This window comes from Pantoea sp. YR525 (genome assembly GCF_900116775.1).
GTDB lineage: Bacteria > Pseudomonadota > Gammaproteobacteria > Enterobacterales > Enterobacteriaceae > Pantoea > Pantoea symbiotica.
In genome coordinates this window covers 20,867-34,678 of the sequence record NZ_FPBU01000016.1, presented here as the reverse complement: position 1 = coordinate 34,678, position 13,812 = coordinate 20,867, and the positions used below count along the sequence as shown (strand labels likewise).

12 protein-coding genes are annotated in these 13,812 nt (G+C 54.1%); 7 read left to right on the top strand and 5 right to left on the bottom strand.

Features of this window, described 5'->3' with window-relative positions; genetic code table 11:
* Positions 1-119 precede the first annotated feature (119 nt).
* Positions 120-1,031: a ribonuclease Z gene (gene rnz, locus BM323_RS23140; RefSeq protein ID WP_008108130.1), complete on the top strand. Its 912-nt coding sequence runs from the start codon at positions 120-122 to the stop codon at positions 1,029-1,031.
* Here rnz and BM323_RS23135 read toward each other — a convergent pair.
* Together BM323_RS23135 and BM323_RS23130 are read right to left on the bottom strand one after the other, a co-directional pair.
* Positions 1,028-1,840 carry a CPBP family intramembrane glutamic endopeptidase gene (locus BM323_RS23135; protein ID WP_008108131.1) on the bottom strand — a complete coding sequence of 271 codons (813 nt, stop codon included), beginning with the start codon at positions 1,838-1,840 and terminating at the stop codon, positions 1,028-1,030. The two genes, rnz and BM323_RS23135, sit on opposite strands and share 4 nt — an antisense overlap.
* A 39-nt stretch (positions 1,841-1,879) precedes the next feature.
* On the bottom strand, positions 1,880-2,722 hold the full coding sequence (locus tag BM323_RS23130) for a 23S rRNA (adenine(2030)-N(6))-methyltransferase RlmJ (RefSeq protein WP_007889903.1): 843 nt from the start codon (positions 2,720-2,722) through the stop codon (positions 1,880-1,882).
* A 329-nt stretch (positions 2,723-3,051) separates the two neighbouring features.
* Here BM323_RS23130 and BM323_RS24670 point away from each other — a divergent pair, with 329 nt between their 5' ends.
* The 4 genes from BM323_RS24670 (at position 3,052) to rsmJ (ending at position 8,054) form a co-directional block, all read left to right on the top strand.
* Positions 3,052-3,501, top strand: a complete 450-nt coding sequence (locus BM323_RS24670; RefSeq protein ID WP_231103509.1) for a hypothetical protein — start codon at positions 3,052-3,054, stop codon at positions 3,499-3,501.
* Between the two features lie 331 nt (positions 3,502-3,832).
* Entirely contained in the window at positions 3,833-5,113 is a 1,281-nt protein-coding gene (locus BM323_RS23120) for a coiled-coil domain-containing protein (protein WP_157179250.1), read from the top strand.
* A gap of 140 nt (positions 5,114-5,253) precedes the next feature.
* Positions 5,254-7,296: an oligopeptidase A gene (gene prlC, locus BM323_RS23115; protein ID WP_008108134.1), complete on the top strand. Its 2,043-nt coding sequence runs from the start codon at positions 5,254-5,256 to the stop codon at positions 7,294-7,296.
* An 8-nt stretch (positions 7,297-7,304) separates the two neighbouring features.
* A complete protein-coding gene (rsmJ, locus tag BM323_RS23110) occupies positions 7,305-8,054 on the top strand; it encodes a 16S rRNA (guanine(1516)-N(2))-methyltransferase RsmJ (protein WP_008108135.1) in 750 nt (249 codons plus the stop codon).
* Between the two features lie 47 nt (positions 8,055-8,101).
* Here the strand turns inward: rsmJ and uspA are convergent, their stop codons facing one another.
* Positions 8,102-8,539, bottom strand: a complete 438-nt coding sequence (gene uspA / locus BM323_RS23105) for a universal stress protein UspA (protein ID WP_007889892.1) — start codon at positions 8,537-8,539, stop codon at positions 8,102-8,104.
* A gap of 417 nt (positions 8,540-8,956) precedes the next feature.
* Between uspA and uspB the strand changes: the two genes are divergently transcribed.
* Positions 8,957-9,292: a universal stress protein UspB gene (gene uspB / locus BM323_RS23100; protein ID WP_008108136.1), complete on the top strand. Its 336-nt coding sequence runs from the start codon at positions 8,957-8,959 to the stop codon at positions 9,290-9,292.
* Positions 9,293-9,350: 58 nt separating this feature from the next.
* Here the strand turns inward: uspB and pitA are convergent, their stop codons facing one another.
* The gene (gene pitA, locus BM323_RS23095; protein WP_139221449.1) at positions 9,351-10,850 is read right to left on the bottom strand and encodes an inorganic phosphate transporter PitA; all 1,500 of its coding nucleotides are present in this window, start codon (positions 10,848-10,850) and stop codon (positions 9,351-9,353) included.
* 242 nt (positions 10,851-11,092) lie between these two features.
* Between pitA and BM323_RS23090 the strand changes: the two genes are divergently transcribed.
* On the top strand, positions 11,093-12,277 hold the full coding sequence (locus BM323_RS23090; protein WP_071531663.1) for a BaiN/RdsA family NAD(P)/FAD-dependent oxidoreductase: 1,185 nt from the start codon (positions 11,093-11,095) through the stop codon (positions 12,275-12,277).
* On the opposite strand, the gene BM323_RS23085 is transcribed toward BM323_RS23090, so the two are convergent.
* The gene (locus BM323_RS23085) at positions 12,274-13,620 is read right to left on the bottom strand and encodes an autotransporter outer membrane beta-barrel domain-containing protein (protein WP_008108140.1); all 1,347 of its coding nucleotides are present in this window, start codon (positions 13,618-13,620) and stop codon (positions 12,274-12,276) included. The two genes, BM323_RS23090 and BM323_RS23085, sit on opposite strands and share 4 nt — an antisense overlap.
* Positions 13,621-13,812: the final 192 nt, after the last annotated feature.

Sequence of the window (13,812 nt, the reverse complement as noted above, 5' to 3'; positions counted from 1 at the left end):
GTCCATCTGTTGGAAGAAAATTGGCATAGAGTTTAACGCTATGACGATTATTGACGCAAAGATTGCACCTATGATTGTAATAGCATTGATTTTTATGTCCGATTACAGGGAAGCATAGCATGCAACTGACATTCCTCGGCACCGGCGGCGGTGCGCCCAGCCTGCAACGTAACGTCACCGCGATAGCGCTAACGCTGTCAAAACGCGGCGATACCTGGCTGTTTGACTGTGGCGAGGCGACGCAGCATCAATACATGCGTTCTGCGCTAAAGCCGGGCAAGCTGGAAAAAATCTTTATCACCCATCTGCACGGCGACCACATCTTTGGGCTGCCGGGCTTGCTTACCAGCCGCTCGATGGCCGGTATCCCCGAACCGATGACTATTTACGGACCAAAAGGTATTCGTCAGTTTATCGAGACGGCGCTCAGTTTGAGCGGCTCGTACACCTCTTATCCGCTGGAAATTGTCGAGATTGAAGCCGGTTTGGTGCTGGATGACGGCGAAGTGCGCGTGACGGCCTGGCCGATGAATCATGTGATTGAATGTTATGGCTATCGCATCGAACAACACGATAAACCGGGCTTCCTCGATGCGCCGCGTCTGAAAGCAGAAGGCGTACCGCGCGGACCGTGGTATCAGGATTTGAAAGCCGGTAAGCGCATCCAGCTGGAAGATGGCCGTGAGATCAATGGCGCCGATTATCTTGGCCCGGCAACCAAAGGCAAAGTGCTGGCGATATTTGGTGATACCGCGCCAACCGAAGTGGCGCTGCAGCTGGCCGCGAATGCCGATGTGATGGTGCACGAAACCACGCTGGAGGCGGCGCTGGCGGAGAAAGCCAATGGACGCGGCCACTCAACCACCATTCAGGCCGCCGAAGTGGCGAAACAGTCGGGGGCGAAGCGCATGATCGCTACGCATTTCAGTTCGCGCTATTTGTCTAAGGATCGGGAGAAACTGCTGGCGGAGTGCCAGTCGGTGTTTACAGCGACCGAGCTGGCACATGATTTTGCAGTGTTCGAGGTTTAGTGCTGCAGCGCCGGATAGGTGAAAAACAGCATATGCGTCATGTTGAACAGGAAATGGATGCCGGTGGCGACCCACAGGCGTCCGCTCCATTGCCATGCGAGGCCGTAAATCAGCCCGGCGAAGGTGGCAAACACCATCAGCAGCGGCCCGCCGGGAAAATGCGACACGCCAAACAGCAGCGAAGTCAGTAACAACGCGGCAACGGGGCCGCCTTTCTGGCGCAGGCGCTGTTGCAGATAGCCACGAAAGAATGCCTCTTCCGCCAGTGATACGAAGAACAGGTTCGCCAGCATAAAACTGCCCAACCACTCCGGCCAATGTGGTTCAACGGCCAGGCCACCCAACTTAACCGCGATATACAGCAGCAGCGGAATCGCCGCCAGCAGCGCCAGCCACAAGATTTTGAGTCGCGGCGGCGCGGATTTAGTGCGGAACAGCTGCGGCAAGCAGATGAGCAACACAAACGGAATCAGCGCTTTATCGAAGTTATACGAGAAGCTAAAGGGCAGGCTGAGCGGCCCGGCTTGCACATCTTCCACCTGACGCGGATTTTTGAAACCGGGGAAAAAGTGCACAAACAGGCCGATAGCGATGGCAACCAGCGCGGCTTCGCTCATCAGCTGAATCCAGCGCGCGTTGTTTTCCACGCGAATCCAGGCGATGACGGCAATCGCGCCGAGCAGCACCATCGCTGGCCAATCCAGCACATCCTCGAACAGCCCCAAAATAGTGGCGAGCGTGAGCAGCAGTACTGAAAAACGTTTGGCGGGCGACAGCACAGCAAGTGCGCCAGCCAGAATGATCCACATGATAATTGTCCTGATAGGCTGGCGACGTAGTAAGCGAACTTACTCTGGCACGATCTGCGTGACGCTGAAGTGACCGGTTCCGGCGGGTACCAGCTTCTGATGCAGCCAAGGCAGCAGCTCTTCCATCTGCGCTTTCAGCTTCCACGGCGGGTTAATCACGATCATGCCGGAGGCCGTCATGCCGCGCTGATCGCTGTCCGGACGTACCGCCAGCTCAATCTGCAGGATGTTGCGGATATTGGTGGCCTGCAAATCTTTAACCATGTGCTTGATCTGCTGACGCATCACCACCGGATACCACAGCGCAAATACGCCGGTGGCGAAACGCTTGTGACCTTCCTGAATGCCTTTCACCACATCCTGATAATCGCTTTTCATCTCATACGGCGGATCGATCAGAATCAGGCCGCGACGGCTCAGCGGCGGCAGCTTGGCTTTCAGCTGCTGGTAGCCATCGCCACGCGCCACGCGCGCACGGGAATCTTTGCTGAACTCGGTGCGCAGCAGCGGATAATCGCTGGAGTGCAGCTCGGTCAGCTCCATTTTGTCCTCTTCACGCAGCAGGAAGCGGGCAATCAACGGCGAACCCGGATAATACTTTAAGGTGCCGTGCGGATTGAGATTACGCACCGCCGAGAGATACGGCTTGAGCAACTCCGGCACATCCGGCTGCTGCCAGATGCGGCCAATGCCTTCCAGATATTCACCGGTACGCTCGGCGTGCTCTCCGCTCAGCAGGTAACGTCCGGCACCGGCGTGGGTATCCAGATAGAGGAAAGGTTTTTCCTTCTCCATCAGGGCGGTGAGGATCAGGCTTTCAACGGTGTGTTTCAGCACGTCGGCATGGTTGCCGGCATGAAAACTGTGGCGATAACTCAGCATAAAGAAAGGGGGTCCGCGGTTGGATCAAAGGGAGTCAAAACATCGTGTGTGGCGCGATTATAGCCGCGCTGCATAAAAATTGCTGACGTTTTGGCAGGCGCTTAAGTTTTGCGCCAATGCGTCGCTATAGCCGGTTGCGACTTGTCTGGTATCAGTGAAAATTCCTAAGGAAAATTCGGTACTCGAATTTTATCCTCAGATTAAGTAAGTTAGTCTGCGCTAAACCAAGCGGTCACAAGCCAAATGCCAGAGAGTCTGGCAGGAAACTTTCCGGTTAAGGCCGTATAATTTTTTGCTTAAAGCATCTCTAACAATTCCTGGTGAAAATAATGAAAAAAATGACTGGTATCGCGGTGGCAAGCCTGTTGGCACTGACAGGCTGCGCGAAACAACAACCCGTTCATAGTTTAGTCACACCGCCGATGGCGGAAGAGCAGCCTGCAGCGCAAAATGCGCCAGAGCAGCAGGGTTCACCGTTTGTTGCTTCTGCGCCGGCACAAGCTGAAAGCGCATCTTTCAGCGACGACCGCGCGAGCAATATTCAGCAGTGTCGTAAAGAGTTGGATGCGATGCGTCTTTATAGCCAGGCTTCCTATGAAAGCTATCAAGCGGAATTCCAGAAAATCGGTGCACAGACCAATAAATATCTGCAAATTAAAGATTCCATTGGCTCTGATATCAATGATCTGGTGATGCCGCGTTATCAATTCCAGATCCGTGAATTGTGCTTCCGTATTAAGACTCGCCTTTCTCAGCTGATTATTCGTCAGGCTGGTTGAGTTAATAAAAGCAGCTCCAATTTATTATTTTTAACAGCGCAATGTGATTGCGCTGTGGTCGGGCTTCATCTTTATCTCAGTGATAAAGATGAAGCCTTTTGTTTACTTATTGTCGCGCCGGGAGGCCGTGATGACACCCCGTTATCTGTCTCGGATACTTGTAATGACTGTATCGCTGTTGCCTGCTTTAGCCTGCGCGGCTTCTGATGATGAGATGCTGCGCGCTTTTGGCGAGGCTTCTCACGCAAAACCTTTTATTCCGGCCGAAACGTCGAAACCACAGCCAACATCACAACCAAAAAGTACTACTAAATCAACGGACCAAGCGGAATTGACACGCTTACGTGCGCGCATCAATCAGCTGGAGAAGCAGCAGGCTGAATCTAAGCGTGATAAGTCGCAAGAGGCGCTGAAACGTCAACAGGCTGAGAGCCAGAAAAAGCTGGCTGCGCTGGAAGCTGAAAATCAACAGCAGGCGCAAAACCTCGCCAAAGTCACGCAAGAACTGAAGGCGGCTCAACAGCAAGCGGCTGATGCAGCCCAGCGCAGCGTCCCGCAGCAATCGATCAGTGATAAGCAACTGGCTGCGTTACAGGCTGAGAAACAGCAGTTGGTAGAGGAAGTAAGTACACTTAAGCAGGCGCTGAAGGATGCACAACAGCAAAGCAGGGCATTAAGTGACATGCAAAAGAATGCTGAAGCTTTAAAGGTGCAACAAATCGAAAGCGCCAAAAAGCTTGCTACGCTGGATGCTGAGAAAAAACAGCAAACCCAGGATGCGGCCCAGTTGAGTAAACAGCTGAATGAGGCGCAGGAAGCAGTAAAACGCAGCCAGGAACAGCTTAAAAAGCAGCATGCCGCAGATGCGGAGTTATTGAACCAACAACTGCGTGAAGCACACGATGCCGCCAAACGCAGTGAAGATGCTTTGAAGCAGCAGCAGGCAAAAAATATTGCCACATTGACTGCCGAGCTCGATAACGCAAAAAAGCACTCGACCATCGCGTTACCCGAGACACTTCCCAAAAGTGACGCTGATCGCGATGGTTACACCTTAGGTCAATTCATTGCCAGTAATGCAGTGGTGCAGTTGCAGATGGTGAAGGATGTGGGCCTCAATTTCAGCCTTGATCAGTTGATCGCGGGGTTAACCACGCAACTGAAAACCGGCACGTCAGCCATGCGCAGTGAAGAGATGTCGCAGCGTTATGCAACGATGCAAGAATCGATCAATAAAGGCATGGGCAAGCTGATTGAGAAAGGCTATGCGCAACTCGATAAGCAGGTTGAGAAGCGTAAAACGCTGCGCGCAGAAAATGGCGTGCGCTGGTTTGCGGTGAAGCCAGCGAAAGCGAAACTGATCCCCGAGCAGCAGGTTGAAGTGAGCGTCAAAGTCAGCACGCTGGGCGGCAAAGTGATTAATGATTTTGCAGATGACAAAGTGCCATTTGATAGCAATCTGCCGCCGCTGCTCTATGACGGGATGTCTCTCACCGGTAAAGGCGGTGCCGTGGAGGGCTGGGCGCTGGCGAAAGATATCTTCGAACGCGAGCCGTTGCCGCCGTGGGTGGCGCCTTACGATGTAATTCACTACCAACTCGCGATTAAATAATCTTCAGCCCGCCTTCTGGCGGGCTTTTCTTCGTTGGTCCAGGCTTAGTGGCATTGATTTTCATGCCATCAAGCCGCATGTTAGTAAAATGCGTCGCGCGAAAGTTCGCGCCACTACTTCATCATGAAAGGACTGCGCTTATGACCAATCCGTTACTCACGCCTTTTTCGCTGCCTCCGTTTTCTGCCATCAAACCTGAACATGTGGTTCCTGCGGTTACCGAAGCGCTAAATGACTGCCGCGCAGCGGTGGAACGCGTTGTGGCACAAGGCGCGCCTTATACCTGGGAAAATTTGGTGCAGCCGCTGGCTGAAGTCGACGATCGCTTAGGTCGCCTGTTCTCGCCGGTCAGCCATTTGAACTCGGTAAAGAACAGCCCAGAACTGCGTGAAGCTTACGAGCAAACGCTGCCGCTGCTGTCTGAATACAGCACCTGGGTTGGCCAGAATGAAGGTTTGTATCAGGCGTATCGCAACCTGAAAGAGGGCGATAGCTACGCGGCGCTGGATACCGCGCAGAAGAAAGCGGTGGATAACAGCCTGCGTGATTTCGAGCTGTCCGGTATCGGCCTCGATAAAGAGAAGCAGAAGCGCTACGGAGAAATCGCGGCGCGTCTTTCTGAACTGGGTTCGACCTATAGCAACAACGTGCTCGACGCCACCATGGGCTGGAGCAAGCTGGTGACTGATGGAGCGGAACTGGCGGGCATGCCGGAAAGTGCGCTGGCCGCCGCCAAAGCACAGGCCGAAGCCAAAGAGCAACAAGGCTGGCTGCTGACGCTGGATATCCCAAGCTATCTGCCGGTTATGACTTACTGCGACAACGCCGCACTGCGTGAAGAGCTGTATCGCGCGTATTCAACGCGTGCTTCCGAACAGGGCCCGAATGCTGGCAAATGGGACAACGGTCCTGTAATGGCGGAAGAGCTGGCGCTACGCCATGAACTGGCACAGCTGCTGGGCTTCGACTCTTACGCTGACAAATCGCTGGCGACCAAAATGGCGGAAAATCCGGCGCAGGTCATCGATTTCCTGACCGATCTGGCGAAACGCGCTCGTCCACAAGGTGAGAAAGAGCTGGCTCAGCTGCGCGCCTTCGCGAAGAAAGAGCACGGCGTCGACGAGATGAATCCGTGGGATCTGACGTATTACGGCGAGAAACAGAAACAGCATCTCTACACCATCAGCGATGAGCAGCTGCGTCCTTACTTCCCGGAAGCGCGCGCGGTGAGCGGCTTGTTCGAGGTGGTTAAACGCATTTACGGCATCACCGCCCAAGAGCGCAAAGACGTCGATGTTTACCATCCAGACGTGCGCTTCTTCGACCTGTTCGACGAAAGCGGCGAACTGCGCGGCAGTTTCTATCTCGATCTCTATGCGCGCGAACACAAGCGTGGCGGCGCGTGGATGGACGATTGCGTCGGCCAGATGCGTAAAGCCGACGGCAGCCTGCAGAAGCCGGTGGCCTATCTCACCTGTAACTTTAATCGTCCGCTGCAGGGCAAACCGGCGCTGTTCACGCACGATGAAGTGATCACGCTGTTCCATGAATTCGGTCACGGTCTGCACCATATGCTGACGCGCATCGAAACGCCGGGCGTATCCGGTATCAGCGGTGTGCCGTGGGATGCCGTTGAGCTGCCAAGCCAGTTTATGGAAAACTGGTGCTGGGAGCCGGAAGCGCTGGCGTTTATCTCCGGGCACTACGAAACCGGTGAGCCGTTACCGAAAGAACTGCTGGATAAAATGCTGGCGGCGAAAAACTATCAGGCGGCGCTGTTTATCTTGCGTCAGCTGGAGTTCGGCCTGTTCGATTTCCGTCTGCATACCGAGTTCGATCCTGCGCAAGGCGCGCGTATCCTCGAAACCCTGCGTGAAGTGAAGAAGCAGGTTGCCGTGGTGCCAAGCCCGGAATGGGGCCGTTTCCCGCACGCTTTCAGCCACGTGTTTGCTGGCGGTTATGCGGCGGGTTATTACAGCTATCTGTGGGCCGACGTGCTGGCTGCCGATGCCTATTCGCGCTTCGAAGAAGAGGGCATTTTCAACCGTCAGACCGGTCAGTCGTTCCTCGATAACATCCTGACGCGTGGCGGTTCCGAAGAGCCAATGGAGCTGTTCAAACGCTTCCGTGGCCGTGAGCCGCAGCTCGATGCGATGCTGGAACACTACGGAATTCAGGGATAAGCCGGCTTGTGAAAATTGGTTTAATCGATGAAACAGGCGCCGGAGACGGCGCCTTATTACATTTAGCCGAGCGCTGGGGTTTGCAGCAGGACGATCAGGCAACGATGGCGCTGGTGTTAACCGCTGAGCATCTTGAGCTGCGTAAGCTGGATGAGCCGAAACTCGGCGGCATCTTCGTTGATTTCGTTTCGGGCGCGATGGCGCATCGGCGCAAGTTTGGCGGCGGTCGCGGCGAAGCGGTGGCGAAAGCGGTCGGCATCAAAAGCGGTTATCTGCCAGACGTGGTTGATGCGACGGCCGGTTTGGGGCGCGATGCGTTTGTGCTGGCGGCGCTGGGCTGTCGCGTCCGCATGCTGGAGCGTCATCCGGTGGTCGCGGCCTTGCTGGACGATGGTTTGCGTCGCGGCTATCAGGATGCGGAAATTGGCGGCTGGCTGCGCGATCGGCTTACGCTGCTACACGTCGTTAGCCAGCAAGCGCTGAGCGATATCACGCCCGCGCCGGATGTGGTCTATCTCGATCCGATGTATCCACATCGCCAGAAAAGCGCGATGGTGAAGAAAGAGATGCGCGTGTTTCAGTCGTTGGTCGGTGCGGATGACGATGCGGATGCATTGCTGGAACCGGCGCGCCGGCTGGCGAAAAAGCGCATTGTGGTGAAGCGTCCGGATTATGCGCCGCCGTTAGCGGGCGTGGTGACGCAGGATGCAGTGGTGACCAAAAGCCATCGTTTTGATATTTATCCGCCGCTGGGGTAGATCGTGCGGCTATGAGAAAGGTCGCCATGAATGGCGACCCTACGGGGTTACTCTTCGTCTTCGTCGCGCAGCGGAACAATTAACATGTCGATATGCACGGTGTTAATCAACTGGCGCGCCGATGACATCAGCTTGCTCCAGAAGTCCTGATGGTGACCACACACCACCAAATCCACATCATATTTCTTAATCGCATCCACCAGCACCTGGCCAAGATCGCCGCTGCCGCTCAGGGTTTCACTGATCGGATAGCCGGCATTGATCGACAGCTCTTTCAGCGCGGTGTGCGTCTCTTCAGAAATCCGCTTCTGCATGTCGCCCAGATTGACGTCAATCAGCCCGGTATACAGGTCTGAATAGTTCACATCAACGTGGATCAGCGAGATTTTTGCATCATAAGGACGGGCCAGCGAAACGGCTTTATCAACCAGCAACTGGCTTTCCGGGGAAAGGTCTACTGCAATCAGGATGTGTTTATAAGCCATGATAAAACTCCTTTCTCAAGATTCGGGGCAATCTTCCTGCTTTCACGGTAGGCGATTCCTTTGCGCGAGACGGCGATGAAGCGCCACCAACCAATTTTTCAGCCTTGCAGGCGGTTTTTATTATGTCCTGAGTATAGCCAGAGTTGTTAACAAATGCTGCAAGCGAAAGTTCGCATGTGAGGAAGATCAAGCGTTATCGGCTTTTTCACTCGCCCTGAACGAAAATCATCGCTGGAAAAAAATTGAACAGATCTCCTACACTGAAAATAAGTGCCACTGCCGTATGAGTCGCGCACTCAGGTTCGCATAACAACAATGCAATCGACATCATTCAGTGGCTGGTTTATTTCCCGTGCGGCGTCTACAGCAATTCCCCGCTGCGTTCGACGTCGTTGTGGCTCCAGCCGGGAGGGGAACATGATCAGCACTATCGCGCTTTTTTGGGCTCTGTGTGTGGTTTGTCTGGTGAATATGGCGCGCTATTTCTCTTCTTTGCGCTCACTTTTGGCCGTTTTGCGCGGTTGCGATCCGCTGTTATATCAATATGTGGATGGCGCGGGTTTCTTCACGTCGCACGGGCAGCCGAGTAAGCAGGTGCGGCTGGTGCGCTATATCTGGGAGAAGCGCTATCACGATCATCATGACGACGAGTTCATTCGCCGCTGTGAGCGGGTGCGCGGGCAGTTTGTACTGACCAGCGGGCTCTGTTTTTTGGTGGTGGTGAGTTTAATTGCGATGGCGATTTGGCAATGAAAAACGGCAATGAAAAAGGGCGACATCGCTGTCGCCCTGGAATATTTCTGCGCTTTGCTTAGATCAGTTTCAGTGCAATCCAGTAGAGCGCACCTGACAGCAAAATACACACCGGCAGGGTGAAGACCCATGCCATAGCGATATTTTTGATGGTGCGGCTCTGCAAGCCACCGCCATCAACCAGCATGGTACCGGCCACAGACGATGACAGAATGTGCGTGGTTGAAACTGGCATACCGGTGTAACTGGCCACGCCAATCGATACTGCGGCTGTTACCTGCGCCGACATACCTTGCGCATAAGTCATGCCCTTCTTACCGATTTTTTCACCAATGGTGGTGGCAACACGACGCCAGCCAATCATGGTACCGATGCCCAGCGCCAGCGCCACAGCAACAATAATCCAGATCGGAGCGTACTCAACGGTGCCCAGCAAATCGCTTTTCAGCTTGTTGAGGAAGCGCTTATCTTCCGCGCTGGTTTCCGGCAGCTTGGCTACTTTATCCACGGTATCGGAAACGCATAGCAGCAGACGACGCATCTGGCTGCGTTGATCAACCGTCAGCTGATCGTAGCTCTGCAGATTGTTCAGCAGCAGTTGCGCACGATCGATGGCCTGCAACGCACGGCTGCTGTCACAATGGAACTCCTGCGGACCGCCAAGCGATTCATCTGGCGTTGGTACCACAGGCGGCGCCAGCTGCATCATGTGCGTCAGCGATTCGTTGTGCTGCTGATAATACTGCTCCAGATGATTGACTGCGTCACGGGTGCGGGTGATGTCATAACCTGACGCATTCAGGTTCACCACAAATCCCGCCGGAGCAACGCCGATCAGCACCAGCATAATCAGGCCGATGCCTTTCTGACCATCGTTAGCGCCGTGTGAGTAGCTCACGCCAATCGCGGAAACGATCAGGGCAATGCGCGTCCAGAACGGTGGCTTTTTCTTACCATCAATCTTTTCACGGTCAGCAGGCGTCATGTGGATGCGTGAACGTTTGGTGGTTCCGCTCCAGTAGCGACGCAGGATAAAGATCAGACCGCCTGCAATCACCAGACCTACAATCGGTGAAAGAATCAGGGACATGAAGATATTGATGACTTTCGGCAGGTTGAGCGCGTCAACCACCGAGGTGCCGGTCATCAGGGCGTTGGTGAGACCAATACCGATGATAGCGCCAATCAATGTGTGAGAACTGGAGGCGGGCAAACCCAAATACCAGGTGCCGAGGTTCCAGATAATCGCGGCCAGCAGCATGGAGAAGACCATGGCGAGACCGTGGGCCGAACCGACATTCAACAGTAAATCGGTCGGAAGCATGTGAACGATGGCGTACGCCACGCTCAATCCACCAAGCAAAACACCTAAGAAGTTGAAAACACCCGCCATGACAACCGCCAGTTGCGCCCGCATCGCACGGGTATAAATGACAGTCGCGACCGCGTTAGCAGTGTCGTGAAAACCGTTGATTGCTTCGTAAAACAATACAAACAGCAGAGCAAGAATCAGTAACAGGCTGGTACTGAGGTCGAGACCAGCAAACAGATGTAGCATAAACGTTACGCCATTTTGGGAGGACATGAACGCGGCGCATTATCTGCGACAACGTGCGCGATATGAAAGAAAAATATAGCTCTTTATTGTCTTAAAATTGTAATGCAGCGTATAGATTTAGCTGAAAACGGCTAAAAATTAGTGAGTTACATTATGACACATTTACGGCATTTTTTTGAAGCTGGCGCTAAAAGCCGCAAATCCCTACAATCAGCGCCTTTCGGGCAAGGCGGATAAAAGCAGTGGAAAAGTTTGACGTTATCATTATTGGTGCAGGCGCAGCCGGCATGTTCTGCGCCGCGCAGGCGGGACAATTGGGTCGTCGCGTATTGCTGCTGGATAACGGCAAAAAAGCCGGTCGCAAAATTTTGATGTCGGGCGGCGGTCGCTGCAACTTCACCAATATGCACACCGAACCGGCGGCCTACCTGTCGCACAATCCGCATTTCTGCAAATCGGCGCTGGCGCGTTACAACCAGTGGGATTTCATCGATCTGGTCAATCGTCACGGCATTGCGTATCACGAGAAAACGCTGGGGCAATTATTCTGCGATGACTCCGCGCAACAGATTGTCGATCTGCTGTTGAAAGAGTGTGATGCCGGTCAGGTGACGTTGCGCCTGCGCAGTGAAGTGCTGAGCGTCGAGCGCGACGACAGCGGCTATACCTTACAGCTGAACGGTACTTCGGTGCAGGCCGAAAAACTGGTGATCGCCAGCGGCGGGCTCTCGATGCCGGGCCTCGGCGCCACGCCGTTTGGCTACAAAGTGGCGGAACAGTTCGGCCTGAAAGTGTTCCCCACGCGCGCGGCATTGGTGCCGTTCACCCTGCATAAACCACTGCTGGAACAGCTCAACACGCTGTCGGGCGTGGCGCTTCCCACCACCATCACCGCGCAGGATGGCACCTTATTTAAAGAGGCGATGCTGTTTACCCATCGCGGCTTATCGGGCCCTGCGGTGCTGCAAATCTCCAGCTACTGGCAGCCAGGTGAATTCGTCACCATTGATTTGTCACCCGCCACCTCGCTGGATGATTTCGTCAATGTGCAGCGCGAGGCGCATCCCAACCTCAGCCTGAAAAACAGCCTGGCGAAGATTCTGCCAAAACGTTTGGTTGAGGTGCTGCAGGAGCTGAAGCAGATTCCTGACGTCACGCTGAAGCAGCTGAACAGCAAGCAGCAGGGCGAGCTGGTTAATACGCTTCATCAGTGGCGCGTACAGCCGAACGGTACCGAAGGCTATCGCACCGCCGAAGTGACGCTGGGCGGCGTTGACACCACCCAGCTGTCATCAAAAACCATGGAAGCGCGCGGTGTGCCGGGATTGTTCTTTATCGGCGAAGTGGTGGATGTTACCGGCTGGCTGGGCGGTTACAACTTCCAGTGGGCGTGGAGTTCAGCCTGGGCGTGCGCGCAGGCGCTTTAGAAGGCAATCTGTACACCCAGTTGTGTCTGCCAGTTGCTGGCACCTTCCTGACTAAGGCGATGTTGCCACTTAAGCTGGCTATTAAGCTGAACATTCTCAGTCAGTTGCCAGCCAACGTCGCCGCTAAATTGCAGGTGCTTACCGCCTCGGCCAGTACGCAGATTATCTTTATCTACCGCAACATTGCCCGCATGGCCGCTGTACTGCATATAGCGTGTTTCAAGGCCAAATTTCAGGCTATCTGTCGGGCTGAAGTCATATTTCATCCCGCCAGAGAACTGCAGCTGTTTTTGCTGCGAATAACCAATATGTAGATTGTCGTTGTCATGGATATCCTTGATGCGTGCCCATTGCATGGTGGTGCCCAACATCGGCGTGAAAGCATGTGAACCTTCTTGCCATCGCCAGCCAATATCCACACCTATATTGGCGCTGCGGGCTTTTACCTGCGCCACTTTATCTTTTTCATCACTGCTTATATTGCCGCGATAGTGACCGAAACCAATCGGCAGAGCCAGTTGCAGGCCATGCTGCGGCTGCCAGCTCAACATCGCATTGATACCTTGAGTATCAACCTGCCCGTGGCGGTTGCCGCTGGACTGTGAAGGCTCCAGAGTGAAGTGACCTTTACTGATCGCCACACTCAGTGCCAGCTGTCGTTGCTCATCTTCCGTCAGTAATCCACGTAAGCCTACCAGCCAGCCGTAATAGCGGTTTTCACTTTGGTTGTGATTGGCTTCGCTGTGATAGCGCTCATCAACGCTGAAACCAGAAATGAACAGGTTAGGGCGACCATCCCGGCCTGCAAGTTGTGCATCATAGATGAAGCGTGTTTGCAGATTTTCATCCATACCAAATAGTGCGGCTGGCAGAGCGGCATAGGCTGGGATTTGTGGTTTAGGTCTTGGCACGAAGGGCGGCGGCGGGGGCGGTGGATTGCCATCGAGCACGGGATCGATCAGGTCCGGATCGGGTGGAAGCGGAGCAATCACTGAGCTCTGCAGACGGTAAAACCAAAATAAGTGGGGTCTGTTACCGGCAAGCTTTCCCTGAAAATGCGGGCGATTGGCCGCCGGATTAAAATCATCATACCAGCTGCTTCGTGCGAAAAATTTCCCTACCATTTTTAAGCTGTCAGCGGCTGCATGTTTAGCGTCATGCAACAGCGAATCGGAATGGAGATGCTCGGATAAAGGCGCTAAAACCGGTTCGGTTGATGAGTGAGAAAGGGGGTTTACAGGAAGCGGTGGAATGTCTGAAGAAAAGGGTTTTATCTCTTTAGCATATAACGGCTCGAAGCTACAAAGTGCACCGATAGCCAGCGTCAGCTGAGTCAGGTTCATCGTATCTGGTCGATTTATTGCGAAAGGGTTTGCAACTTATAGTGACCTGTTAGTCGAGCTATTTAAGTTCTGTCTTATTTTGACGGGCAAAATGAATTGCTCGGAAGCTGATCACAGTTAACTGGTTACGTTATGGATGCGACCGGCAAAATATGTGCGGCCAGCCGAATGCTGTTACTATCGCGCGTTTCC

Bases quoted from the DNA above. Each gene is read 5' to 3' on its own strand.
- prlC (WP_008108134.1), top strand. From the start codon at position 5,254: ATGACCAATCCGTTACTCACGCCTTTTTCGCTGCCTCCGTTTTCTGCC.
- BM323_RS23135 (WP_008108131.1), bottom strand. From the start codon at position 1,840: ATGTGGATCATTCTGGCTGGCGCACTTGCTGTGCTGTCGCCCGCCAAA.
- BM323_RS23130 (WP_007889903.1), bottom strand. From the start codon at position 2,722: ATGCTGAGTTATCGCCACAGTTTTCATGCCGGCAACCATGCCGACGTG.
- rnz (WP_008108130.1), top strand. From the start codon at position 120: ATGCAACTGACATTCCTCGGCACCGGCGGCGGTGCGCCCAGCCTGCAA.
- BM323_RS24670 (WP_231103509.1), top strand. From the start codon at position 3,052: ATGAAAAAAATGACTGGTATCGCGGTGGCAAGCCTGTTGGCACTGACA.
- uspB (WP_008108136.1), top strand. From the start codon at position 8,957: ATGATCAGCACTATCGCGCTTTTTTGGGCTCTGTGTGTGGTTTGTCTG.
- BM323_RS23085 (WP_008108140.1), bottom strand. From the start codon at position 13,620: ATGAACCTGACTCAGCTGACGCTGGCTATCGGTGCACTTTGTAGCTTC.
- uspA (WP_007889892.1), bottom strand. From the start codon at position 8,539: ATGGCTTATAAACACATCCTGATTGCAGTAGACCTTTCCCCGGAAAGC.
- pitA (WP_139221449.1), bottom strand. From the start codon at position 10,850: ATGCTACATCTGTTTGCTGGTCTCGACCTCAGTACCAGCCTGTTACTG.